Annotated in this window: 20 protein-coding genes; 6 read left to right on the top strand and 14 right to left on the bottom strand. The window is 54.2% G+C overall.

The features are described 5' to 3' along the window. Positions 1–8: 8 nt before the first annotated feature. The 7 genes from mglA to V2154_RS06285 form a co-directional block, all read right to left on the bottom strand. Positions 9–1,559 (bottom strand): galactose/methyl galactoside ABC transporter ATP-binding protein MglA, encoded by a 1,551-nt coding sequence (mglA, locus tag V2154_RS06315; protein WP_353501514.1) that lies wholly within the window; start codon positions 1,557–1,559, stop codon positions 9–11. Positions 1,560–1,760: 201 nt separating this feature from the next. After that, the gene (mglB, locus tag V2154_RS06310) at positions 1,761–2,759 is read right to left on the bottom strand and encodes a galactose/glucose ABC transporter substrate-binding protein MglB (protein ID WP_353501513.1); all 999 of its coding nucleotides are present in this window, start codon (positions 2,757–2,759) and stop codon (positions 1,761–1,763) included. A 254-nt stretch (positions 2,760–3,013) separates the two neighbouring features. Beyond that, a complete protein-coding gene (gene galS / locus V2154_RS06305) occupies positions 3,014–4,060 on the bottom strand; it encodes an HTH-type transcriptional regulator GalS (RefSeq protein WP_353501512.1) in 1,047 nt (348 codons plus the stop codon). A 294-nt stretch (positions 4,061–4,354) separates the two neighbouring features. After that, positions 4,355–5,530: a DUF418 domain-containing protein YeiB gene (yeiB, locus tag V2154_RS06300; protein WP_353501511.1), complete on the bottom strand. Its 1,176-nt coding sequence runs from the start codon at positions 5,528–5,530 to the stop codon at positions 4,355–4,357. Between the two features lie 129 nt (positions 5,531–5,659). Then, the gene (folE, locus tag V2154_RS06295) at positions 5,660–6,325 is read right to left on the bottom strand and encodes a GTP cyclohydrolase I FolE (protein WP_034789049.1); all 666 of its coding nucleotides are present in this window, start codon (positions 6,323–6,325) and stop codon (positions 5,660–5,662) included. Between the two features lie 212 nt (positions 6,326–6,537). After that, complete coding sequence (locus tag V2154_RS06290; protein WP_437342025.1) at positions 6,538–7,440, bottom strand: omptin family outer membrane protease; 903 nt, start codon at positions 7,438–7,440, stop codon at positions 6,538–6,540. Positions 7,441–7,867: 427 nt separating this feature from the next. Continuing rightward, complete coding sequence (locus V2154_RS06285; protein ID WP_353501509.1) at positions 7,868–9,019, bottom strand: YbfB/YjiJ family MFS transporter; 1,152 nt, start codon at positions 9,017–9,019, stop codon at positions 7,868–7,870. Positions 9,020–9,248: 229 nt separating this feature from the next. On the opposite strand from V2154_RS06285, the gene ptrR reads away from it, so the two are divergent. Genes ptrR through fghA form a run of 3 tightly spaced genes read left to right on the top strand, consistent with a single transcriptional unit; the run spans position 9,249 to position 12,215 of the window. After that, a complete protein-coding gene (ptrR, locus tag V2154_RS06280; RefSeq protein ID WP_353501508.1) occupies positions 9,249–10,169 on the top strand; it encodes a putrescine utilization regulator PtrR in 921 nt (306 codons plus the stop codon). 57 nt (positions 10,170–10,226) lie between these two features. Continuing rightward, positions 10,227–11,351: an S-(hydroxymethyl)glutathione dehydrogenase/class III alcohol dehydrogenase gene (locus tag V2154_RS06275; protein WP_353501507.1), complete on the top strand. Its 1,125-nt coding sequence runs from the start codon at positions 10,227–10,229 to the stop codon at positions 11,349–11,351. Between the two features lie 12 nt (positions 11,352–11,363). Continuing rightward, entirely contained in the window at positions 11,364–12,215 is an 852-nt protein-coding gene (gene fghA / locus V2154_RS06270) for an S-formylglutathione hydrolase (RefSeq protein ID WP_353501506.1), read from the top strand. Between the two features lie 193 nt (positions 12,216–12,408). On the opposite strand, the gene V2154_RS06265 is transcribed toward fghA, so the two are convergent. Next, positions 12,409–13,332 carry a dienelactone hydrolase family protein gene (locus V2154_RS06265; RefSeq protein ID WP_353501505.1) on the bottom strand — a complete coding sequence of 308 codons (924 nt, stop codon included), beginning with the start codon at positions 13,330–13,332 and terminating at the stop codon, positions 12,409–12,411. A 313-nt stretch (positions 13,333–13,645) separates the two neighbouring features. Here V2154_RS06265 and V2154_RS06260 point away from each other — a divergent pair, with 313 nt between their 5' ends. Further along, positions 13,646–14,545, top strand: coding sequence for an SDR family oxidoreductase (locus V2154_RS06260; protein ID WP_353501504.1), 900 nt, complete (start codon positions 13,646–13,648; stop codon positions 14,543–14,545). A gap of 754 nt (positions 14,546–15,299) precedes the next feature. Here the strand turns inward: V2154_RS06260 and gsiD are convergent. From gsiD to V2154_RS06235, 5 genes are all read right to left on the bottom strand, one after another. Next, on the bottom strand, positions 15,300–16,226 hold the full coding sequence (gene gsiD / locus V2154_RS06255; RefSeq protein ID WP_353501503.1) for a glutathione ABC transporter permease GsiD: 927 nt from the start codon (positions 16,224–16,226) through the stop codon (positions 15,300–15,302). A 2-nt stretch (positions 16,227–16,228) separates the two neighbouring features. After that, positions 16,229–17,149 (bottom strand): glutathione ABC transporter permease GsiC, encoded by a 921-nt coding sequence (gene gsiC, locus V2154_RS06250; RefSeq protein WP_185688176.1) that lies wholly within the window; start codon positions 17,147–17,149, stop codon positions 16,229–16,231. Positions 17,150–17,285: 136 nt separating this feature from the next. Beyond that, positions 17,286–18,836, bottom strand: a complete 1,551-nt coding sequence (gsiB, locus tag V2154_RS06245) for a glutathione ABC transporter substrate-binding protein GsiB (RefSeq protein WP_353501502.1) — start codon at positions 18,834–18,836, stop codon at positions 17,286–17,288. 58 nt (positions 18,837–18,894) lie between these two features. Next, positions 18,895–20,775, bottom strand: coding sequence for a glutathione ABC transporter ATP-binding protein GsiA (gsiA, locus tag V2154_RS06240; protein ID WP_353501501.1), 1,881 nt, complete (start codon positions 20,773–20,775; stop codon positions 18,895–18,897). After that, positions 20,756–21,757, bottom strand: coding sequence for an isoaspartyl peptidase/L-asparaginase family protein (locus V2154_RS06235; protein WP_353501500.1), 1,002 nt, complete (start codon positions 21,755–21,757; stop codon positions 20,756–20,758). Before V2154_RS06235 ends, gsiA begins: the two co-directional genes overlap by 20 nt. A 397-nt stretch (positions 21,758–22,154) precedes the next feature. Between V2154_RS06235 and tsgA the strand changes: the two genes are divergently transcribed. After that, complete coding sequence (gene tsgA / locus V2154_RS06230; protein WP_154147479.1) at positions 22,155–23,354, top strand: MFS transporter TsgA; 1,200 nt, start codon at positions 22,155–22,157, stop codon at positions 23,352–23,354. Between the two features lie 90 nt (positions 23,355–23,444). Here tsgA and V2154_RS06225 read toward each other — a convergent pair whose 3' ends face one another. Continuing rightward, positions 23,445–23,675 (bottom strand): DeoR family transcriptional regulator, encoded by a 231-nt coding sequence (locus V2154_RS06225; protein WP_353503929.1) that lies wholly within the window; start codon positions 23,673–23,675, stop codon positions 23,445–23,447. Positions 23,676–23,917: 242 nt separating this feature from the next. Here V2154_RS06225 and moeA point away from each other — a divergent pair, with 242 nt between their 5' ends. Continuing rightward, on the top strand, positions 23,918–25,162 hold the full coding sequence (gene moeA / locus V2154_RS06220; protein ID WP_353501499.1) for a molybdopterin molybdotransferase MoeA: 1,245 nt from the start codon (positions 23,918–23,920) through the stop codon (positions 25,160–25,162).

The raw sequence follows: 25,162 nt of genomic DNA, 5'->3' as shown, positions 1-25,162 counted from the left end.
CTTAAAAATTAGAGGTGCAAGGATGCAAGGCGTAAAATTTCATTCTGCGAAGTATTTTTTGTTTCAACAATACCCGCAACCTGCCCATTGCTCATAACTAATATTCTGTCTGTAATTCCCAACAGCTCTGGCATTTCAGAGGAGATAATAATGATCCCCTTCTCTTTTTTCGCCAGCTCGGTAATTAACTGGTAAATTTCAAACTTGGCCCCGACGTCAATACCGCGCGTAGGTTCATCAAGCATTAATATTTCCGGCTGTGTTAATAACCAGCGCCCAATAATGACTTTCTGCTGATTGCCCCCGGACAGCGAACCAATACTGGTGCGATGCCCCGGCGTTTTCACCCGCATGGAGTCGATAACCCACTGGGTATCGCTTTTCATCCGGTTGACGTCCAACAGGCCAATCTTGTTTTTGTAATTACGAATATTTGAAATCAGTGAGTTAAAACCGATATCGAGATAAGCATAAATACCGGTGGAACGGCGCTCTTCAGTCACCAAAGCAAAACCGTGATTAATGGCTTCGTTGGCGCTGTGATTATTAATTTTCTTACCATGCAGCTTGATGGTTCCGGCGACTTTTTCGCGAATACCAAACAGGGTTTCGACGATATCAGTACGCTTCGCCCCCACCAGACCGGCAATGCCCAGAATCTCACCTTTGTGCAAATCAAAGGAGATATCGCGGATTGAAGGCTGGCGCAGCGAGGTCAGGTTGCGGACTTCCAGAATGACCTCTCCCGGCACATTCTGACGGTCTGGGAAACGTTGACTCAGTGAACGCCCTACCATCATGGAAATGATTTTATCCATGTCGAGACCTTCCAGTGACTGGGTCATGATCCACTGGCCGTCGCGCAAAATGGTTATTTCGTCACATAGCTGGAAAATCTCTTCCATCTTGTGAGAGATGTAAACAATGCCGCAACCGCGATCTTTCAGCTTGCGGATAATGGTGAAGAGATGGTTCACCTCTTTCTCAGTCAGAGACGAGGTTGGCTCATCCATAATCACGATTTTCGCGTTATAGGAGAAAGCCTTAGCAATCTCAATCATCTGCATCTGGGACACAGAAAGCTTGGCGACTTTCTCACGCGGGTCGATATCAATATCTAGCTCATCGAAAATAGCCTGCGTGTCTTTGAGCATTTTGTCCTGGTCAACGAAGAAACCTTTAGTTGGGTAACGCCCCAGCCACATGTTGTCCATGACCGTGCGCTGCAACACCAGGTTTAACTCTTGGTGAACCATCGACACGCCCTGCTCAAGTGCCTCTTTAGAACTTTTAAAATTAACTTCCTGACCTTGGAAAAGAATGGTGCCGGAATCTTTGCTGTAGATGCCAAAAAGACATTTCAATAAGGTGGATTTACCCGCCCCATTCTCGCCCATCAGCGCGTGAATAGAGTGCGGTCGAACTTTCAAATTCACATTATCTAATGCCTTAACGCCGGGAAATGATTTATTAACATTGCTCATTTCCAGCAGAAACTCACGCGGCTGGGGAGCCACGGCGTCAGTCTGCGTGATGTCAGGCTTTGGAATATCGGCCATAATTATACCTGGCTAAATATTAAGAGAAACTGATTATATTAATACCTGACGTCATGAATACCGCCGGTCAGTAATAGACCGGCGGTATAAAGACATCACTTCCTGTTATGCAGGTATTAACGTGATATTACTTCACTGCTAATTAATGCCACTGCTTAGCTATATATTTAGCTATTTACTCGTCTGTCCGTAATCTTTGGATTATTTAGTAAAGTCAGCCAAGTTAGATTGGTCTACGGCTACGTAAGGAATACGTACCACTTTGTTTTCAACTTTCCATTTAGTGCCGTCGGCGGCTGGTTTGCCGTCAGCCAAGTTCTTCGCCAGATCGAATGTCGCCTGAGCCTGATTCTTAGCATCGTTCAGCACGGTACCGGCCATTGCGCCTGATTTCACCAAAGCCAGAGCTTCTGGCAAGGCGTCAACGCCGAATACAGGAATGCTGGTTTTGTTATGAGCTTTCAGCGCTTCTACAGCACCCATTGCCATTGCATCGTTGTTGGCGATAACCACTTCGATTTTGTTAGCGTTTGGGCCAGATAACCACGCGTCCATTTTGTCTTTAGCCTGAGCGGTATCCCACATGGCCGTGTCGAGCTGCAATTGCTGAGTTTTTAGACCTTCTTTGTCATTCAGCGTGCTCACTACATACTTAGTACGAGCTTCTGCATCCGGGTGGCCCGGCTCGCCTTTCAGCAGCACGTATTGGATCACGCCGTCTTTGTTCAGGTCCCAAGCTGGAGTCGCTTTCCAGTGTTTAGCAATCAACTCGCCCTGAATCACGCCAGACTCTTTAGAGTCAGTACCGACATAATAGGCTTTGTCGTAGCTGTCCAAATCTTTACGTGATGGCTCTTTGTTGTAGAACACCACCGGGATGCCAGCACCTTTGGCTTTAGCAATGATCACCGGAGCCGCGGCTGGGTCAACCAAGTTGATAGCCAGCGCTTTCACGCCTTTTGCTACCATGACGTCAACCTGATCGTTTTGCGTGGATTGACTGTTTTGTGAGTCATTCATCAGCAACTGTACGTTTGGCGCTTTCTTCGCATCTTCCTGAATGGCTTTGCGAACTTCGGACATGAAGTTGTCATCATATTTATAAACGGTGACACCGATACGGGTATCAGCAGCATGAGCAGCAGCGCCAAACATCATGCTTGCAGCCAGAGTAGCCAGGGTGAAGACCTTCTTATTCATTTATATCTCCGGTTTTGTGTAGGGTGGTACAGAGTGTGGCACCGGCAATCCTGCGGGAGCAGTGCGTCCGCGCCTCAACAATGAAACGGTGCCTGCCTTCCTTGACGTATGACTTCCTGACTCGCTGTGAAAACCTGTCCTGTAGCAAGGACACAAAATGAATCATGTCGAAAACGAATGAATCATAATGGCGTCAATGTTAATAATCTGTGAAAGTTCTCACAGATTGAAAACGGTTACACAGCGCTAATTAGTCAATAAGTGACCGGTGCCACATTTTGCCAAGGTGCCACCGAATGGCGCCGGACCAGCGTCGGCATAAAACAGTGCGACACGCCGGTTTCAAGCTGGTTGGCTGCCCCTTTTAAGGCCAGCTCAGTGGCCAATGTCGCCATGGAAACAATGGGATAGCGCACCGTGGTGAGTTTTGGGCTGGTGTAGCGCGCAATGGGAATATCGTCGAAGCCGACCAATGAGAAATCTTGCGGAACGCTGATGCCGTTCTCTTTCAGCACCGCCAGCGCGCCTGCGGCCATGGAGTCGTTATAAGCAAACACCGCGCTCAGCTGTAGGTTGCGCCCCAGCAGCTCCACCATGGCAGCTTCACCGCCCTGCAGGTCAGGTGAGCCCTGCGCACGCCAGCTTTCCGGCGGCGGTTGACGTGTCTGCGTCAAGACGGCTGACGTGCCCTGCATCATCGCCGTCAAATAACCCTGCTGGCGCTGCAAATCATCTTCAATCCCATGGTTGGAACCGATGTAACCGATGCGCTTATGCCCCTGCGATAGCAGTAATCGCGTGGCCATTTCAGCACCGGTGACATTGTTGAGCGACACGCAGCGGTGCTCATAGCCGGGGATCACCCGATTAATCAGCACCATGCCCGGCACCTGATTGAGAAAGTGGGACAGCTCGTCGTCACCCAGCGCTTTCGCGTGCACAACCAGAGCATTACAGCGTTGGCGGATCAGCACTTCTATCGCGTGGCGCTCTTTCTCCGCCTCGTGATAGCTGTTACCAATCAGCACATATTTTTGGTGGCGCTGCGCCACGGTATCGACGGCCTTAACCAGCGCGCCGAAGAAAGGATCGGAGACGTCCATCACCACCACGCCGATAGTGTCGCTGCTCTGAGTTGCCAGCGCCTGCGCATTGGCATTCGGCCTGTAACCCAACGCAGCCACGGCCTGTAATACCAACTCACGCGCCTCTTTACTGGCGATCGCGGGGTTGTTTAACACGCGGGAAACGGTCGCCACTGACACACCGGCCAGCTTCGCCACATCACGAATGGTGACCATGGGTCGCTCCAGATTGTGGCAATAATGGCTGCGCCTGCGTGGGCAGATTAATTAAGCTAACTGATTGAAAAGAATAAGGAGGAAATGAAAAAGTTCGTGCCCAGGTGGAGAACAAAGAGGTGAAAACAGACAGCAGTACAGTGATCATGGTGTTTCCTGTTTTTATCGGCTAACGCTGCACGAGCGATATCCTAAACATTTTGTGAAAACACCTGCGTGAATCTCGTCACAGGAAAGAAAACGTTTACATACAATTTTGCAACGTTTCTCTCATATTTATAATTTGTGTGAATATCAACTCAGGCTGTTCTCCTCAACACCGGAGGCGCGAGACGTCAGTTTGCGCCAGATCCACTCTATCGGTCCCTGCTTGAAATACCGCAGCCAGGCTAAGGTCACTAGCAGGTTAATGGCCCACACGGCAGGCACCAGCGCCACCAGCTGTAGGCGGTCGAAGTGCTGGTAGAAGCCAAATACGTTGAAGAAAGTGGTGCAGATCAGAGTTTGTAGCAGGTAGTTGGTGAGCGCCATGCGGCCAATTTGTGAAATCCAGTGCGCCAGGCGCAAGCGAGACAGCATCGGCCAGAAGCCGTAACAAAGTGATAAATAGCCCACCGCCTGTATCAGGCTGCCCACTTCGCGCGGGGCTTGTAGCAAAAAGCCGCTCCAGCGGTAGTCCCATTGCAACTGCCACTGCATGGTGATGGCCGGGATTTGAATCAGCCATGAAAACGGTAACAGTAGCGCCGCAAGGTGGCGGTAGTGACGCAGGCTATAGGCTCCGCGCAGCCAGCCGCTGCGCATCAGTCCTGCTCCTAGCAGCATAGCACCTGCCAGCTCCCAGCCGTACTGTACGGCAATGGCGATCAGGCTTGATGACAACAGGTCGAGGCGATTAGTGATAGCTTCCATCCCGCCTTTTAACTTCCAATATTGCTCATATTGCAGCTGCGCCGGTCCGGGCAACCAGAAGCTGCCAGGCTGTGGATTGCTGATAAACCCCAGCATCAGCAGCACCGCGACGCCAATCAAATAGAGCATAATGCCAGTATTAATCAGCGACTGGCTACTGCGCCCTTCTCTGACCAGACGCCAGCACACCAGACCAATCAATCCGTAGGAGAGCAGGATGTCGCCATCCCAAAAGAACGCCGCGTGTAACAGGCCGCAAAGCAGCAACAGTGACAACCGCGCCTGAATCCAATGTTTGCCGCGAGGCAGCAGCAAGTAAAGACCGCCGCCAAACAGGATGGCGAACATCATGAGGAATTTGCCCTGCGCCAGCAGATCCAATACCGCCCAGGTCCATGCGTCGCTGCTCGACGGCTGGCCGTTAAAGGCCGGATTGAGATAAGCCGCCTTCGGCAGCCCAAACGCGCTGATATTGAGTAGTAAAATGCCAAGGATGGCGATGCCACGGGCAAAATCGAGGGTGGCAATGCGCGGGCGGATTCCTGAAGGTTTTGTCATGAAAGTTGGCTGCAAAGTGGATGACATCAGAAAATGAGTATGCCAGATAGACTAGCGGCACCTAAAAGGTGCCGCAACTTAAAGCTTTCAACTGTCTTTCGACCGTCTTTCGAATGAGTAAAAACGCGATTAGCTCGCGTGTCTCACGGTGCGCAGGAATTCTTGACGCGTGTTCTGGCTCGACTTAAACAGGCCGCCGAGTGACGTGGTGGTAGTGGCGCTGGTCGCATCACGGATACCGCGCGCTTTAACGCAGTAGTGCACGGCATCAATCGACACCGCCACGTTGTTGGTGCCAAGCAGGGTTTGCAGGGCTAACAACACCTGCTGGGTCAGACGCTCTTGAACCTGCGGACGCTGGGAGAAGAACTGCACGATGCGGTTGATTTTCGACAAACCGATCACTTTATCTTTCGGGATATAAGCCACGGTGGCTTTGCCGTCGATGGTCACAAAGTGGTGCTCACAGGTGCTGGTCAGGGTGATATCACGCACAGTCACCATTTCATCCACTTTCATCTTATTTTCGATGACGGTGATTTTGGGGAAGTTGGCGTAATCCAGGCCGGAGAAGATCTCATCGACATACATTTTGGCGATGCGGTGCGGCGTTTCCGCCAAACTGTCGTCTGCAAGGTCAAGATTGAGCAGCTGCATGATGCCGGTCATATGCTCTTTGATTCGCTGTTTACGCGTTTCATTATCGATTGGCAGAGGCTCACGCAGGGGGGTTTCCAGTCCACGGGCCAGCAATGCCTCGTGTACCAGAATGGCTTCTTTACTCAAAGTTGACATAGTTATTCTCCAGCAGGTCCCGCAAGTGTCGTCAAGTTGACGCAGATCACACCAAAATGAGGTGGCTTACTGTAGTGGAGTGCGGATTCATAATCCAGTAATTGTGATTCATGATGAGTGAAATAGCTGCAACTTATCAATATTGCACAAACGGGGGGCAGGACGAGGCATTCCGTCCGGCACCCAGAGGGGAAGCCGGACGGACTGGGAACTCAGAAGCTGTATTTTACTCCCAGAGTCACAGTATAAAACTCGTTTTCCATACTGCCTGAATCTTTATATGTCGTGTAGGTCCCGTCAGAGCGATCGTGGGAATTCACGGAGCCGCGCTTCTCTTGATACTGATTCCAGCTTCCTTCCAGATAAACCTTTGCCTGTGGCGTGACGTAATAGCCGACATCTGCCACGACGGCGTAATAGCGCGCATTATTGACATCATCTTTGAATGTTGTATTTCTTGAATAATGTTCGTCATTGGCATTGGCACTGACCCAATTGCTGTATTTAAACACCAGGTTAGTTTCGAATTTCTCATATTGGTACCGGCCCACCAGCCCGATATAAGGCAGTTTAAACTTCTGCTTGTAACCAATAGAGAGCTCTCCACGAGGCCAATTGCCGATGTCCTTACCACTGTTGTAATTGTAACTGCCGCCTTTCGCCAGCCAGCTAAATGCGCTTTGTTGATAACCCGCCAGCAGCCCCAGCCGATATTGCTCTTCATTTAACAACCAACCTTTAATATTGATATCAAATTCGTTGGCATAATTAAGCTTGGTATTCGAGTGGCTTGACCAGTCGGTCCACTGTGATTTAGAGGTATCCAGCCAATCATAGTCATCCATTGACGCGCCGGAAGAGGCCAGCGTGGTGCAGCCGTTAAAGCCGAGAGAGGCCCATGGCGAGAAGTCCCACGCAAAATCCCCTTTAACAATGCCGGCATTATTATATTTCCAATTCAGTTGGCTCACTTTGCGTCCCCCCTCTTCTGGATCATACACCCGCTCTTTGGCTTCCCCTTGTAGCTGGCCTAATGAAAGCCCAACAGTGACCTTCTCCGGGGTAAACCAAGAAGGGTCGGTTTCTGCCAGCACCAAAGAGGGGGCGGCAGTCATAGACAGAACACAAGCTGTATAATAAGTGGCCTTTTTCATTGTTGCTCCTTGCATTAGATTAAATGAACAAACGCGTTATTAATTCATCTAAATAGTGATATCCCGTTGTTAAAAACCTTGCGGCTTTTAATCACTATATCGGCACCAAGGCACAACTCAATAGCCAGTAGCCAAGATTCTTCTGTGTGGGAAAAACCACAAAAAAGAGGATGTGTAGATAATTATTTCGAGAAAGTATTTACCGGGGTAATACCTTAGACTATTCGCTTATTAAAACTCAAAAATAAGAACAACCAAACTCAAACCTAAATATATTCTTAGTATATTTTTACTCAATCATTTATCTTTGATTTATAAATTATTACTGATAAAGCTAATTATATAATTACGGGGAATATTTAATAAATAAACATTCCCCTAATATATATTATGCTTTGGCGCTGGCAACGCGTTGCCCCGGACGCCCGACCACTAATGCACCAGCAATAATAAAGCCTACCAGCGCGACATACAGCGCAGGTTCAAGACGGTGAGTCATCGCAGTCGAAATAGCAGAAAGAATCGGCCCGCACAGCTGCCCCACCGCGTAGCCGGTGGTTAACAGCCCTGCCAGATAACGGCTGTGGTCTGGCGCCAATTCGCGGCCATATTGCAGGCTCAGCTGCACCACGCTCAGGAAGCCGCCGCCCACCAGCACCGCACCTATCACCAGTCCGCTGACGCCTGGGATCACTTCGGCAGAGAGAATCCCTAACCCCTGTGCCCACAGGGTGAGTGCCAGACGAGTATGGGTGGTCAGGCAGTGACGGGTCAGAATGCCGATGATAATCCCAATCACCGCCGCTCCGCCGAACACCGGCCAGACGAACTGGGCAAACAGGCTTTCGGGGAAACGCGCGCTGGCCATCTGCGACAGGAAGGTGGCGGGTAGAATATAGCCGAATCCGGCCAGACTGTAGCTCCACACTAGACGCTTCAGGGTCGGCGTCATTTTCAACGGCTCAGTCGCCACGTGGGTCCGGTGCAACTCGCCGGTTCGCGGCAAGTTGACGCTGATCAACGCAATAAACACAAAGGCCAGAACGCCATACACCGCCCAGGCCTCGGCCGAGCTGAGCTGCAAGCTATGAATCACCACGGCCAGAATCCCACTGAGGAAGATACCCGCCCCCGGCCCGGCGAAGACCGCCGCGCCCAGCGCCGGACGGCCAAAGTGGTGCAGACGCTCATTGCACCACGCGGACACCAACACCATCGCCCAGCCGCTGGTCCAGCCAATCATAAAGCGAATCACGCTGTGGAAGACTTCACCAGTGACCGCCGCCGAAATAAGCGTCAGCGCCACCGCGCCCCACAGCCCAAGCCACAGGCGGCGCTCAAGATGCCGACTCGCCTTCATGGCGTCATAAGCGCCGCACAGGTAGCCCAAATAATTGAATGCCGCGACCAAGCCCGCGCCCGTTAGCGTGAACTGATGTTCAGCTATCATTAATGGCACCTGAGGCGTAAAGGCAAAACGGCCTATCCCCATGGCGACGACAAATGCCAGAAAACCGCTGAGTGCTACACGAAATGCCATAATGTTCCGCCCTGTTTTATTGTTTTTTACAATTTCGCAACATCTAACAAACATAGAGAAAGTGTAACGACTAAACACCCTCTTTTGTGCATAGGTGTTAAAACTAAGTTGTGGATCATCATGCCTTGCGGATACAATCACGAAAAGTGAATAATAATGACCAAGTTGTTTCTTCTTAGAGAATTCACTCAGAAGGCAATCTCGGCATTTCATCATCAAGAGGGTGGCGATGGACCTGACACAATTGCGTATGTTTTGCAGCGTAGCGGAAACCGGCTCGCTGGCGCGCGCTGCCGAGCAGCTGCATCGCGTGCCCTCCAACCTGACCACGCGCCTGCGCCAGCTTGAAATCGAGTTAGGCTGCGACTTATTTATTCGCGAGAAGCAGAGAATTCGCCTGTCGGCGATGGGCCACAATTTTCTTAATTACGCCCAGCGCATTCTGGCACTGAGCGATGAAGCCATGAGTATCACCCACGCCGGTGAGCCTGCCGGGGGTTTTGCGCTCGGCTCAATGGAGAGCACGGCGGCGACCCGTCTACCCAGCCTGCTGGCGGCTTATCATCAGCATTACCCTCAGGTGTCGTTATCACTCAATACCGCTACGTCGGGAGAAACCATTGATGGCGTGCGCGATGGCAAACTGGCCGCCGCGCTGGTCGATGGGCCGATTGATTATGACGACATCAACGGCTGTATCGCCTTTCGCGAACGTCTGGTGATTATCTCGCCGCAGGGGGAATCCCCTTTTGACACTCCGCCAGGGCGCAGCGGCCATACGGTTTTTGCTTTCCGCGCCACCTGCTCTTATCGCACGCGCCTGCAGTCGTGGATTAAACACACCGGGCTGGCTGTCAGCAATATTATGGAAATTCAGTCCTATCATTCGATGGTGGCCTGCGTCGCCAGCGGGGCGGGCATTGCCATGGTACCGCGCAGCGTGCTGGATCAGCTGCCGGGCAATGAACGGGTGCAAGCCCATGAAATCGAAGACAGTTTCGCCGATACCGCGACGTGGCTTATCTGGCGGCGTGACGCTTTCACCCCTAACGTGCGGGCGCTTAAAGAGCTGATCATCGCGCAAAACGGCGGCGTCGTGCCGTTACTCAAACACCCCATTGCTGGCGAGTTAGAACAACCAGCAATATGAGCCCACAGTCATTGAAGCTGTATCAAGGGCGACAATTTATAAAACAGGAGCAATACCATGGAAATGATCAAAACTCGCGCAGCCGTTGCATGGGGCCCTAACCAGCCACTTTCCATTGAAGAAGTGGATTTAATGCCGCCACAAAAAGGTGAAGTTCTGGTGCGCATCGTCGCTACTGGCGTGTGCCATACCGATGCTTACACCCTGTCCGGCAAGGATCCTGAAGGGGTATTCCCGGCGATTTTGGGCCATGAAGGCGGCGGCGTAGTCGAAGCCGTGGGCGAAGGTGTCACCAGCGTCGCGGTAGGCGATCACGTCATTCCGCTGTACACCCCAGAATGTGGCGAGTGTAAGTTCTGTAAATCTGGCAAAACCAACCTGTGTCAGGCGATTCGCACCACGCAGGGTAAAGGTTTGATGCCAGACGGCACCACCCGTTTCTTCAAAGACGGCAAGCCAATCTTCCATTACATGGGCACTTCCACCTTCTCTGAATATACCGTGGTGCCTGAAATCTCCCTCGCCAAAATCAACAAAGAAGCGCCGCTGGAAGAAGTCTGCCTGCTGGGCTGTGGCGTCACCACCGGCATGGGCGCGGTGATGAATACGGCCAAAGTGAAGAAAGGCGACACCGTTGCTATCTTCGGCCTCGGTGGTATCGGCCTTTCGGCAATTATTGGGGCCGTGATGGCGGGCGCGGGTCGCATCATCGGTATCGATCTCAACACCAGCAAATTCGACCTGGCGCGCAAACTGGGTGCAACCGATCTTATCAATCCAAAAGATTTTGATAAGCCGATTCAGGACGTGATTGTTGAAATGACCGACGGCGGCGTGGACTTCTCGTTCGAATGCATCGGCAACGTCAATGTAATGCGCTCTGCGCTTGAGTGCTGCCACAAAGGCTGGGGTGAATCGGTAATTATCGGCGTCGCAGGCGCGGGTGAAGAGATTTCAACTCGTCCCTTCCAACTGGTCACAGGCCGCGTATGGCGTGGCTCTGCCTTCGGTGGCGTCAAAGGCCGCACCCAGCTGCCGGGCATTGTGCAGCGTTATCTCGACGGCGAGTTTGCCTTGAATGACTTCATCACCCACACCATGGGTCTGGACGACATTAACGAAGCCTTTGATTTGATGCACGATGGGAAGTCCATTCGTTCCGTTATCCACTTTAATAAATAAGGGAGCCTAACGGTGAGCAGCTCGATAGAACTACTCGAAGAACACCGAATGTTTGGCGGTTGGCAACAGCGCTACCGCCACACCTCCAGCAGTTTAAATTGCAGCATGACATTCAGCATTTATCTGCCGCCGCCGCGTGATGATAATCCGCCGCCGGTGCTCTATTGGCTGTCAGGTTTAACCTGCAATGATGAAAACTTCACGATGAAAGCCGGGGCGCAGCGCATTGCCGCCGAATTGGGACTGGTGCTGGTGATGCCAGACACCAGCCCACGGGGCGACGATGTGCCCAATGACGAAAATTACGATTTGGGTCAGGGTGCGGGGTTCTACCTCAACGCCACCCGCGCGCCGTGGGATGCCCACTTCCGTATGTATGACTATATTATCGACGAGCTGCCGCAAATCATCGCCGGGCACTTCTCCGTCAGTGATAAACAGTCAATCTGCGGCCACTCCATGGGCGGCCACGGAGCATTGGTGTTAGCCTTGCGCAATCCGCAGCGTTTTCGCTCAGTATCAGCTTTCGCGCCCATCGTTAACCCTTGTCAGGTGCCTTGGGGGCGTAAAGCTTTCAGCGCCTATTTAGGCGATGACGAGAACCAATGGTTGCAGTACGACAGCTGCCACTTGCTGAATACGCTGCCCAAGGATCAGAAACCCTTCCCGATCTTGATCGATCAGGGCGACGACGATCAGTTCCTTGCCGATCAGCTCCAGCCATCCAAGTTGGTTGAGCTGGCGCGTCAGCAAGGCTGGCCGTTGCAGATCCGCATTCAGCCGGGCTACGACCACAGCTACTTCACGATTGCGACTTTTATCGAGGAGCATCTGAGGTTCCACGCGCAGTGGTTACACGGTTGAGTTTTGATTTTATTCCTACTTCGATAAGGGTTTAACCTTCAGCTCCTCCCCCTGATAAGGGGGAGGCTGGGAGGGGGTATTGCAAAAAACTCAGTAAGTTAGGTGATAAATACCCCACCCCAACCCTCCCCTTGCCAAGGGAGGGAGCTAAAGTAAACTTCACCCCAGCCCTCTCCTTAAAAAGGAGAGGGCGCTAAACCGTACCTCGCTTCACAGGCTCAAACGGCAGGCCTAGAGAGTGGAAGAATACCGTGGCTTGCGGCAGCCAGAGTTTCACGCCGTCTTTAGTGTCGAAGAATACGTGGGAGTTTTTACCGAACACGCCGATATCCACCATCTTCGCTTCATGCGCGGCGCCTATCGTGTGGCTGTAATAAGCCGAGAACATCTGCTGTGGCATAGGCTGCGGCCAGTTTTGATCGTTGTCGCCATAGAACCACAGTGACGGATAGCGGGCCTGTTTGCCGTAGGCCGCGTAGGTGGCGACCAGCCTTTGCGGCCAATCGCTGCAGGTGCGCATCCGCAGCCCGCCGGAGAAGTTCACCAAGCCCAGCACGCCGGGGATCTGCTGGGTGCCGAGCGCGATAGTGGTCAAGCCGCCATCTGACTGCCCTGCAATCACCATGCGTTTTCTGTCGACATAAGGCAGTTTCACCAATTCATTAATCGCCGCCGCAACGTCTCGCGCCTCGTCTAAGCCATGCTTGTAGGTATCGCAGTGATCATCTGGATAGCGCCCTCCTGAACCCGCAAAGCCTTCGCGCATGGGGATGGCGACAACATAGCCGCGCTCCACCAAAGCTGCCGCCACTCGCAGATGTCTCGAGCGTTTTTGATCTCGGGCCTTGCCGGGGTTTTTACCGTGGTTGAGCACCACCATCGGGAAAGGTCCCGGCCCCGAAGGTTTGAAAATAGTGGTTTGCAGCTCAACCGTGCGATCGCCAAGATGCGCGGCAAGCATCACCACCTGCTCATTAAGCCGCGCGTCGAGTGGCGGTTCGGCGCTGCTCTGCCCGGCCTTGGCCATTGAACAGCCGCCCAGCGCCAGAGAAAGCGCCGCGGCGGGAAGCCATGTCAGAGAAAAACGCTGGATGGAATTCGGTAAGAAAGGCCCCATAAGCTGCTCTATACCTCAATTATTTTTCATTGATTTCAGCTGGCGTTTTACGCCGCAGAGTGAGGCAAGAGATAACGCCCCGCAACTATATAAGGAGAGGGTTATTTTTGGATCAAGTGGTAAACATTGATTAAAGATCCCGCATTGTAACCGGCGGTAAATTCGCCACATTCGCCCCTATTCTTTCGTTATTACACTGTCGATCCCACCTCAGGTTTGAATCAGACGAATCCACGTTGTGATCCCCTCTCACTCAACTAGCCTTAATGGTTCATGCACGTTTAATGCATCAACCGGTGAAGAGAGGACGAATATGAGTAAGCGCGATCAATACACCATGCAAAACCCTGTGACGCAGTACAGCAGCGATGGCTTCCCTAAGCAGAAGCAACCCGCGCCAGGGCTTGATGCCAAAATGCAGCCAAAACCCGATCATGGCGAAGAGACTTATCGTGGCTCAGGGCGACTTGAAGGGCGTAAAGCCTTGGTCACCGGTGCCGACTCCGGCATTGGCCGCGCCGCCGCCATTGCCTATGCCCGTGAAGGGGCCGACGTCGCCCTCTCCTATCTGCCCGAAGAGCAGGTGGATGCCGAAGAGGTGGCGAAATACATTATTGAGGCTGGCCGTAAAGCCGTGCTGATCCCGGGCGATATCAGCAATGAAGATTTCTGTAAACGTCTGGTGGAGAAAGCCCGTTCCGAGCTGGGCGGTTTAGATGTGTTAGCACTGGTCGCGGGCAAGCAGGTGGCGGTCACTGACGTGACGGAATTAACCACCGAGCAGTTCAGAAAGACCTTCGAAACCAACGTTTTCGCCATGTTCTGGATAACCAAAGCGGCTATCCCGCACCTGCCCGCTGGCTCGACGATCATCACCACGTCGTCAATTCAGGCCTATCAGCCGAGTGAGTTCCTGCTCGACTACGCGTCGACTAAAGGCGCCATCATCACTTACAGCCAAGGCTTGGCGAAGCAGGTCGCCGAGAAAGGTATCCGCGTCAACGTCGTTGCTCCCGGCCCAATCTGGTCAGTGCTGCAAGTCAGCGGCGGACAGCTTCAGGAGAACATTCCCGACTTTGGCTCAGACACCCCACTTAAACGCGCCGGGCAGCCCGCCGAACTGGCCTCAAGCTACGTTTTCCTTGCCTCGCAGGAGTCGAGTTACATTACTGGCGAAGTGATAGGGGTAACAGGCGGCAAACCTATTAGTTGATGGGTTAATGGGTTGGGCGACCCATATTCGCCTTTTAAATTCCAATTCAACTTCAAAACCGTGGGCGTCGGCCCACACCGTTTTAAGGTCAAAACCGTGCGCTGCCGCCACACCGGCCTCAAGGGGCGCCTATCGCCGCGCCCCTTGAGAATCCCCGGCTCTTTACTACGCGCTCCGCTCGTGGGGCGAACGTGTTTCAGTTACACCTGTTCTCCACCGCAAAATGTCGCCGCTTAGGCGGTGCCTTCGCTGCGGGATTCAAGCCTCAGGTCTTGAACCTCTTGCTCAGCGCCATTTTTGACTGCGGTTTTGAGGCATTTCGACCGTACCGTTTCAATAGATTTTGCTTTGCTCCCTCCCCTATTTAGAGGAGGGTTGGGGTGGGGTATTTCTCACATAAGCCGCTGAATTTTCTGCAATACCTCCTCCCAGCCCTTTTCAGGGGGAGGAGCAAAACAAACCAAAACCCACTGAAAAGGCACGGTTGAGAAGCCAGTAGGTCGCGTTCAGAAGTGACGCCGAGGGAGTGGTTCGAGACCTATGGCTCGAAACCCGAACTGAGGGAACCGCCTAAGCGGCGACACTTCGCGACAAACACTGTGGCTACTGAAACATGTCCATTCCGACCCTGCGCAGCCTCGATCTCCCAACAGAAAAAACGCGGGATTGCACAAGGGGGCGCGTTTACGCCCCCTTTGCCCGGTGTGGGCCGGCGCCCACGGTTTTGAAGGGCTTTTCCAAAAGCCCTCCCTTCTTACCCTTTTAATTTCGGATCTAACGCGTCCCTCAACCCATCCCCTAACAGGTTAAACGCCAGCACCGTCAGGAATATCGCCAGGCTGGGGAAAATCGCCACGTGCGGTGCCATAACCATGTCAGCGCGGGCTTCGTTGAGCATCGCGCCCCACTCTGGCGTCGGGGGCTGGGCGCCCATGCCGAGGAACGACAGGCTGGCGGCGGTGATGATTGAGGTGCCGATGCGCATGGTGAAATAGACCACAATGGCTGACAGCGTGCCGGGCAGAATGTGGCGGAACAGGATGGTGAAGTCAGAAGCGCCAATGCTGCGCGCCGACTCAATATAGGTCTGGCGTTTCAGCACCAGCGTATTGCCGCGCACCAGACGGGCAAAGGCCGGGATGCTGAAAATCGCCACCGCGATGATCACGTTCGACATGCCGTTGCCCATTACGGCTACCACGGCAATCGCCAGCAGAATACCGGGGAAAGCAAACAGCACGTCGCAGACGCGCATGGTGATGCGATCCCACCAGCCTTCGTAGTAGCCCGCCAGCAGCCCAAATACCGTGCCGATAATGCCGCCCAGCACCACCGACAGCACGCCCGCCGCCAGAGAAATACGGGCACCCATCAAAATACGGCTGAAAATATCCCGCCCGAGAGAGTCAACGCCCAGCCAGTGAATCAGTGAAGGACCTTCATTCAGGCGGTCGTAGTCAAAATAGTTTTCAGCATCAAATGGCACAATCCACGGGGCCAGCGCAGCCACCGCAATCATCAATAAAATGAAGACACCCGCCGCCAAGGCAATGTGCTGTTGGCGAAAACGCCGCCAGAACGCCTTCCAGGGTGTGCGCACCTGCTGCTTTTGCACCGACTCCGCGGTTATCACCGGCATCGAGGCCAGCACGGCATTACGCCGCCAGTTTTTCATGCGCATGCTCACTTGTAACGAATTGAAGGGTTGATGACTGCATAAAGCATGTCGACCAACAGGTTGATCAGGATGAACTCCAGTGAGAACAGCAGCACTTCGGCTTGAATCACCGGGTAATCGCGCATTTCTACCGAATCAATCAGCAGACGCCCTAGCCCCGGCCAGTTGAAGACTTTCTCCACCACGATAGAACCGCCGAGCAGGAAGCCGAACTGGAGACCCATCATGGTCACCACCGGGATCATCGCGTTGCGCAGGCCGTGTTTCACCACCACCAGCGTTTCGCGCACGCCTTTGGCACGCGCGGTGCGCATGTAGTCCTCTTGCATCACTTCGACAAAAGAGGCGCGAGTGAAGCGGGCCATAATTGCCGCCACCGCCGCGCCCAGCGTGATGGAAGGCAGAATGTAGTGCTGCCAGCCGTCTGCACCGATAGTCGGCAGCCAGCCAAGCTCCACCGAGAACACCTGCATTAGCAGCATGCCGAGAGCGAAGGCTGGGAAGGAGATGCCGGAGACCGCCAGCGCCATGCCCACGCGGTCAGGCCAACGATTGCGCCAAACGGCAGACACCACGCCAATCACCAGCCCAAAAATCACCGACCAGACCATGCTGGTGAGCGTCAGCCACAGGGTGGGCAGGAATCGCGAGCCAATCTCATCAATCACCGGGCGCTTCGACACCATTGAGTGGCCGAAGTCGCCGCGCAGAGCGTGGCTGAAGAAGGTGAAAAATTGCTGGTAAAGCGGCTTATCGAGGCCCAGATCTTTGCGAACCAGCTCAACAACGCTCTGGTCAGCATCCTGTCCCGCAGCCAATCTCGCCGGGTCGCCTGGTAGCAAATGCACAAACAGAAAAACCAACACCGCCACAATGAGCAGGGTTGGTATCAATCCGAGTAATCGTTTTAGGAAGTAATTCAGCATGACAGAGTAACTGCGCTCATTAAAAAAACCTCTGAGACGTTAGCAAGAAACAAATTCACGGGGAAGCCTGTCGTGAGGCCCCATTTGAGCACCCCACTTCCTGCTTCCCCTAATGAACTGAGCTAGTCGAAAGTGATTACTTCACGTCCGCATCGTCAAAGTTGAATGAGGTATCCGGCATCACGTAGAAGCCGCTCAGGCGTTTGTTCTGAGCAGAAACCAGACGCTCGGTGACCAGGAAGGCCCAAGGTGCGTCATCCCAAATTTTGGTCTGCGCATCTTGATACAGCTTGGCTTTCTCGGTTTTATCCGTAGTTTTCAGGGCATCGGCCAAGTCTTTATCCACCGCTGGGTTGCTATAGAACGCGGTGTTGAACTGCTTAGGCGGTGCTGACTGAGTGGCGAACAGCGGCGTCAATGCCCAGTCTGCTTCCCCCGTAGAGGCTGACCAGCCGGTGTAGAACAGGCGAACACCCGCATCTTTCTGGCCGACGTTTTCCACCTGAGCGGCACGCTGCGCGGCGTCAAACGCGGTCACGGTCACTTTGATACCCACCTGAGCCAGCTGCTGTTGAGCAAACTGAATCACTTTCTGCGCGGTGCTGCTGTTGTGCGAAGACCACAAAGTGGTGGTGAAACCGTTCGGGTAGCCCGCTTCTTTCAGCAGCTCTTTAGCCTTAGCCGGGTCGTAAGGCCAAGGTTTGAATTTGGCAGCATACTCGATGCCCTGCGGCAGCGGGCCTTCAGACGGCACGGCGTAACCGGCAAAGGCGACTTTAATCAGCGCGTCTTTGTTGATGGCGTAGTTGATCGCCTGACGAACTTTCAGGTTATCAAACGGCTTCTGGGTCACGTTAAAGCTGATGTAGCGGTGCAGGATTGACGGCGCGGTCACGACATCAAGCTTGGTGTTTTTCTCCAGCAGCGCGGTTTGCTCGTAAGGCACCGGGAAGGCGAAATCAGCTTCACCGGTTTGCAGCATCGCGGCGCGGGTGTTGTTATCCACCACCGGGCGGAAGGTAATGGAGTCGAGCTTCGGCTCACCTTTCTTCCAGTAACCGTCGAATTTCTTCACTTTCACGAAATCAGTCTGGTTCCACTGGTCCAGCACGTACGGGCCAGTACCCACCGGGTGGAAGCCGATGTCTTTGCCGTACTTGGTCAGCGCCGCCGGGGAGATGATCACCGCAGACGGGTGCGCCAGGTTGTTGATGAAAGCCGAGAATGGCGTTTTCAGGGTGATTTTCACCGTGTTGGCGTCAACGACTTCGGTCTTATCGATGTTTTTGAACAGGTTGTAACGCTTGAGGTGGCTGTCAGGATTGCTGGCGCGATCAAGGTTAACTTTTACTGCTTCGGCGTTGAAGTCGGTGCCGTCCTGGAACTTGATCCCCGGATGCAGTTTGATGGTGTAAACCAGACCGTCTTTGCTCACGGTGTAGCTTTCAGCCAGCACGTTGACCAGTTTCAGGTTTTTATCAAAGCCGAACAGGCCCTGATAGAACGATTTTGCCACTGCCTGCGACAAGGTGTCGTTAGCATCATACGGGTCAAGAGAAGTGAAGTTCGACCCAACGGCGATAGTGACGTCTTTTGCTGCCCATGCAGAGCCGGAAGCCAGTCCGCCAACCACGGCGACCGCGAGGATGGCTTTGCGAAGCCCTGCCTTACCCTTCAATGTTTGCATCCAATTTTCCTTTTTATAATTGCTGTCAAAGTGACTTATCTTTATGACTACACCAGAATCAGTACAGGCCGCCAACGGCGTGCCTTGCAACATAATGCCCTTCTGCGACTCGCACTAATGGCGAAACCACAGGCTCATCATGCAGTGCGCGGATCGGGCTTGGAATATCATCCACCAGCAACGCGTGTTCTTTGCTGCGGTGGGCAGGATCGGCGACCGGCACGGCCGCCATCAGCTTGCGGGTGTAAGCATGTTGAGGATTCTCAAACACCGCGCGTCTTGGGCCAATTTCAACAATTTGCCCAAGATACATCACCGCCACGCGGTGGCTAATGCGCTCCACCACCGCCATGTCATGGGAAATAAACAGGAAAGCGATACCAAACTCGCGCTGTAAATCCATCAGCAGATTGACGATCTGCGCCTGAATCGACACATCCAGCGCCGAGACGGACTCATCGGCAATCACCACTTTCGGGTTCAGCGCCAGGGCGCGGGCAATGCAAATACGCTGCCGCTGGCCGCCAGAAAACTCGTGCGGGTAACGCTGCGCGTGCTCCGGCAGCAGCCCCACTTTCTCCAGCAACCACGCCACTCGCGCCTCGGCCTCTTTGCCGCGCGCTACGTTGTGCACCAGCAGCGGCTCCATAATGGAGTAGCCGACGGTCAGGCGCGGGTCGAGCGAGGCATAAGGGTCCTGAAAGATAAATTGTATATCACGGCGCAAATGTTGCAGCGCCGGGCCTTTCAGGTCGGTAATGGTCTGGCCGTTGAAGGTGATGCTGCCACCCTGACTTTCCACCAGCCGCAGCAGAGAGCGCCCGGTGGTGGATTTGCCACAGCCGGACTCGCCCACCAGCGCCAGCGTTTCGCCCGGATAGAGGTCAAAACTGACTTTTTCCACCGCGTGAACCTGACGCGTGACGCGGTTGAGGATGCCGCCACGCAGGTTGAAACGGGTGACTAAGTCGCGAACTTGCAAAACGGGCTGCGCGCCCGGCTTCAACGTGTCTTGGGTTAAATTCGCCGGCGATTCGCCAGCCGCCTCGTCGTGAACCAGCAGCGGGAAACGGGCCGGCAGGTTTTTGCCGGTCATCGCCCCCAGCTTAGGCACGGCGGAGAGCAGCGCCTTAGTATAAGGATGCTGGGGCGCGCGGAAAACCGTGCTGACATCCCCAACTTCCACCTTATTACCGCGATACATCACCAGCACGCGGTCGGCAATTTCCGCCACCACGCCCATGTCATGAGTGATAAAAATCACTCCCATATTCATCTCTTTTTGCAACACGCGGACCAGCTGCAAAATTTGCGCCTGAATGGTCACATCCAGCGCCGTGGTTGGCTCATCGGCCACCAGCAGCGCCGGTTTGCACGACAGCGCCATGGCAATCATCACCCGCTGGCGCATCCCGCCGGAGAGCTGGTGCGGGTAGCTGTCGAGAATGTTTTTCGCTTCGGGAATACGCACTAAATCCAGCATGCGCAGGGCTTCGGCGCGCGCGGTACGGTGATCTTTCCCCTGATGCAAACGGATAGATTCGGCAATTTGCTCGCCCACCGGGAACACCGGATTGAGGGAGGTCATCGGTTCCTGAAAAATCATCGCGATATCGGCACCGCGCAGCGAGCGCATCGCCGACTGCGACGCCGCCGTGGTGTCCACCACTTCGCCATTGCGCCGCCGAAACAGCACCTGCCCCTGAGTGATCTGCCCGCCGCCCTGCTCCACCAGACGCATCAGCGCCAGAGAGGTGACGGATTTCCCCGAGCCGGACTCACCGACAATCGCCAGCGTTTCGCCGCGATGCACGTCAAAACTGAGATTGCGCACGGCTTCAATCGCCTGACCTTCATGGTGAAAACGCACGCTAAGGTCGCGCGCGGCCAGCACCTGATTGTCCGGCAGGATCAGCGGCTTATTGGTAGATGGCTGCATTTGGCCGCTCTCCCACGTAAGCCACGCCGCGATACATGCCTTCGCTATTAAACGGCAAGGCTACGTTGCCCAAGCTATCCACGGCAATCAGGCCGCCGGAGCCGTCGAGGGCCACCAGCTTTTCCATCACCACTTTGTCTGTCGCTTGCTGCAAAGTTAGCCCCGCGTAATCCATTAACGCCGCCACGTCATAAGCCGCAACGCAGCGCATAAAGACTTCACCCGTGCCGGTACAGGACACCGCCGCCGTCTGGTTATTGGCATAGCAGCCCGCGCCGATAATCGGCGAGTCGCCCACGCGCCCGGCCTGCTTGTTGGTCATGCCGCCGGTCGAGGTCGCGGCAGCCAGATTACCCTGAGCGTCGAGGGCCACGGCACCTACCGTGCCGAATTTGCGATCGGCATCGAGAGGATCGTCAGATCCCGCCGCCGCGCCGTCATGATCGAGCACCACGCCGCTTTCGCTGGCAATGGCGCGAGTCAGTTGGTCATAGCGGTCTTGAGTCGAAAAGAAGTCGGCGGCCACCATTTCCTGCCCGTGATTACGCGCAAAACGCTCGGCACCTTCGCCGGTGAACATCACGTGCGGGCTGACTTCGAGGATTTTGCGGGCGGTAAGAATGGGGTTACGAATATGGTTAACGCAGCTAATGGCACCCGCGTCCAAAGTGCGGCCATCCATAATGCTGGCGTCCAGCTCGTGGGTGCCTTGATGAGTAAACACCGCGCCGGTTCCGGCGTTGAATAACGGGCACTCTTCGAGCAGGCGCACGGCTTCGGTCACGGCATCTAAAGCGCTGCCGCCCGCCGCCAAAATCTGCTGTCCGCTGGCGAGAATGCTCTCCAGCGCCTGAAGATAGCGCTGCTCTTTTTCAGCACTCATGGCAGATCGGGTAATAGCCCCGGCACCACCATGTATCGCAATAACCGGACGCTTTTTGTCCAAAATAGAAGCATCAGGAGCAGGAGTCGTAGAACTCATTCGCGCTGTACCCTGTGTTAATAAAAGGTTAGATCGAGCTTTTTTTGACTATATTTAGCCCGCTACAGTATGTAAAGCAGAAATGTATAACCAGAATTAATAAGCTAATTGCTTAGAATATTTAGGAAAATTAAATAATGGGATCGTATAAACAGGCGAGACAAACGTCTAAATAACAGGAATAATAAACGTCCTATCCCCAAAATAATTTACGTTACGGCTGGGTGCCAAATGCCCCGCTGATGCGTAGCATAGAGGGGATTTCGTGGTGCAAGGTGTCTCTGGCAAGGCTTCCCACTCTCTTAAAACGGCTTTTACATACTCAAATGCTCAAGTTTTCGTAGGATGGCAACCCGCCGGACAGCGAAGGATGAAGAGTACTCTTAGGAAATAGGTTATGGATACTGTGTACAACCGCCGCCGGATTAACGTTATCTCGTGGCTGAGTTACTTTTTTACCGGCGGACTGGTTTCTACGCTAGGTATTGTTATCGGGCCGGTCGCGACCGCGTTCAATAAAGATCCGGCGTTTATTGGTTTGATGTTCTCCCTGATGAACATCGGCCTGTTCCTGCCGATTATGGTCAGCGGCCTGCTGATGCGTAAATTCGATTTGGGCAAGCAGCTGATCACCGGCTCGGTGATTTCCGTGCTGACCTGTATCGCCCTATTCCTGATGCCTTCTATTACTCTGTTCGGCATTGGCGTGTTCCTGATTGGCTCCACCGCGGGCCTGATGATGTCGATTGGCAGCTATCTGGTAGTGCGTATCAATGACGACCCGAAAAAGCGCTCTGCCAACCTAATTTTCACCGACTTCTTCTTCGCCCTCTCCGGTATGACCCTCTCCCTGCTGCTCGGTTTCCTGTTCAAGCATGGCGCGAGCTGGCTGGCGATGTACGGCATCATGGGGACGCTGAGCCTATTGATGATTTTGCTGTGCGTTGGGCAGAAATTCCCGTCCGTTCCGCAGCCGGAAAAAAGCGTTTCTAACCAAGATGTGGCGAAAGAGCCTTGGGGCATCGCGGCCTACGTGCTGTGCTTCGCGCTGTTCGCGTTTGTCTTCAGCGAGCTGGTATTTACCCTGTGGATGCCAAGCTGGCTGCTCGAGCACTTCCATCTGGATGCTGACCGCTCGGCGTTTTACATCACTATTTACTGGACAGTTAAGGCGATTGGCCTGTTCCTCAACCAGTTCACCGTGCGTTTCGTCAAGCTGCGCACCTTCCTGCTGATCTCCGCCATTGTTGGCCTGATTAGCCTGAGCGTGGTGACGCACAGCGAATCTACTACGCTGGTGATGATTGGCGTGGGCGTCTTCGGCTTCTGTAACTCCGGCATGTTCTCTGGCCTGATGAGCTACGGCAGCCTGCAAGTGAAGAAATCGCCACCTACGCTGACCTCGGCGCTGCTGACCACGGCGTCAGTCGGCACCTTGATCTTCGCCTCTTTCTCCTCCTTTATTCACCGCGAATTCGGCCTGTTCTGGGCGCTGAATATTGCCAGCATCTCCTACGTGCTGCTGGTGATTGCGGTGGTGATTGCCGGGATTAAGAGCAAAGCGGAAAAGATTCACCACAACGCGTCGGCGCACTGATCGCCCGCTAACCGTGGATGAAGCATAAAAAAAGGGAAGACTGCGATGTCTTCCCTTTTTGCATTCTGCGCAACAGATTTGGTTTTCGCGTTAAAGCCGCGGCGCCTGTTGCAGGCTGTTTACCCAGCCGGTGGTCGGCTGCTGGATCAGACGGCGAGCGCGGCCGTGGCGGCGCAAGATTAGCCCCTGATCCTGCATTTCACTGAGGTCGCGGCGAATAGTTTCTAAGCTGACATTCAGCCATTCGGCCAATTCGCTGACTTGAACTACCTCATGTTCGTCCACCAACCGAAGGATCGCTTGATGGCGGTTTTTTTTCATCACAATGCAACTCCCGACGGCAATAGACATTTATTTGTGCGTTACGTCACAAAACTGTCGGTAATAATACCTAGGTTTTCATATTAATTTCGGGATCGATCTCAATTTTTCTGTAAAAGTTATTCACGCTAACTATCGATTTTTTGCCCGCCATTTTCTCTTCCTTTGCGTAGTCTGACATAATGATCCCATGCTTTTGCCCCACTCAGCCGTCAACACGTCGGCAGGCACACAAGGAATTTATGATGGAATTCAACACCGCAGGTCTTATTTCGCTGCAAGACGCACTGGACAAAATGCAGGGGCACATCGCCTCGAAGGCCCCGCCAGACGCTGAATCCGTGCCACTGACCGCCGCCGCGGGCCGCATTACCGCCGCGCCGGTGCGCTCCCCGGTCTTCGTGCCGCCCTTTGATAACTCGGCGATGGACGGTTACGCCGTGCGCTGCGCCGACCTGCACGATGACGCGGTGCTGCCGGTGGCGGGCAAAGCCTTCGCTGGCGCGCCTTTTAACGGCGACTGGCCTGCGGGAAGCTGCATTCGCATCATGACCGGCGCGCCGGTGCCGCAAGGCGCGGACGCCGTCATCATGCAGGAGCAGGCCGAAGTGAGCGATGCGGGCGTGCGCTTCACCGCCGACGTTCAGCCGGGCCAGAACATCCGCCTGATTGGTGACGACATCAAACAGGGCGATAGCGTCTTAGCCAAAGGCGTGCGTCTCGGCGCGGCGGAGCTGCCGCTGCTGGCCTCGCTGGGCATTGAGCAAGTCGAGGTATTCAAGCCGCTGAAAGTGGCGATTTTCTCCACCGGCGATGAGCTACAGCCCGTCGGCACGCCTTTACAGGAAGGCCAAATCTATGACACCAACCGTTTTGCGGTTCGCCTGATGCTGGAGCAAATGGGCTGCGCGGTGCTGGATTTAGGCATTATTCGCGATGACCCGCAGGCGCTGCGCCACGCGTTTGAGCAGGCCGATGACTATGCGGATCTGGTGATTTCCAGCGGCGGCGTCTCGGTGGGCGAAGCCGATTACACCAAAAAGATGCTCGACGAGCTGGGCGAGATTGGCTTCTGGAAACTGGCGATTAAGCCGGGCAAGCCTTTCGCTTTCGGCAAACTGAAAAATGCCTGGTTCTGCGGCCTGCCGGGCAATCCGGTCTCCGCCGCCCTCACCTTCTACCAAATGGTGCAGCCGTTTATCGCCGGGCTAAGTGGTTACAGCAGTTGGTCGCTGCCTCCGCGCTTTAAAGCCAAAGCCGTGACGCCGTTTGGCAAATCGCCGGGGCGTTTGGATTTCCAGCGCGGAATTTTCACCACCAGCGCCACGGGTGAATTAGAGGTGCGCAGCACGGGGCATCAAGGTTCGCACGTATTTAGCTCCTTCAGCCAAGCCAACTGTTTTGTGGTATTGGAGCGCGAACGTGGCCGCGTAGCCGCTGGCGAATGGGTGGATGTCGAACCTTTTAACGCCCTGCTGAGAGGCTAA

Origin of the sequence: Ewingella sp. CoE-038-23 (assembly GCF_040419245.1) — a bacterium.
GTDB classification, from domain to species: Bacteria; Pseudomonadota; Gammaproteobacteria; order Enterobacterales; family Enterobacteriaceae; genus Ewingella; species Ewingella allii.
This window is presented reverse-complemented; position numbering and strand designations above follow the sequence as displayed.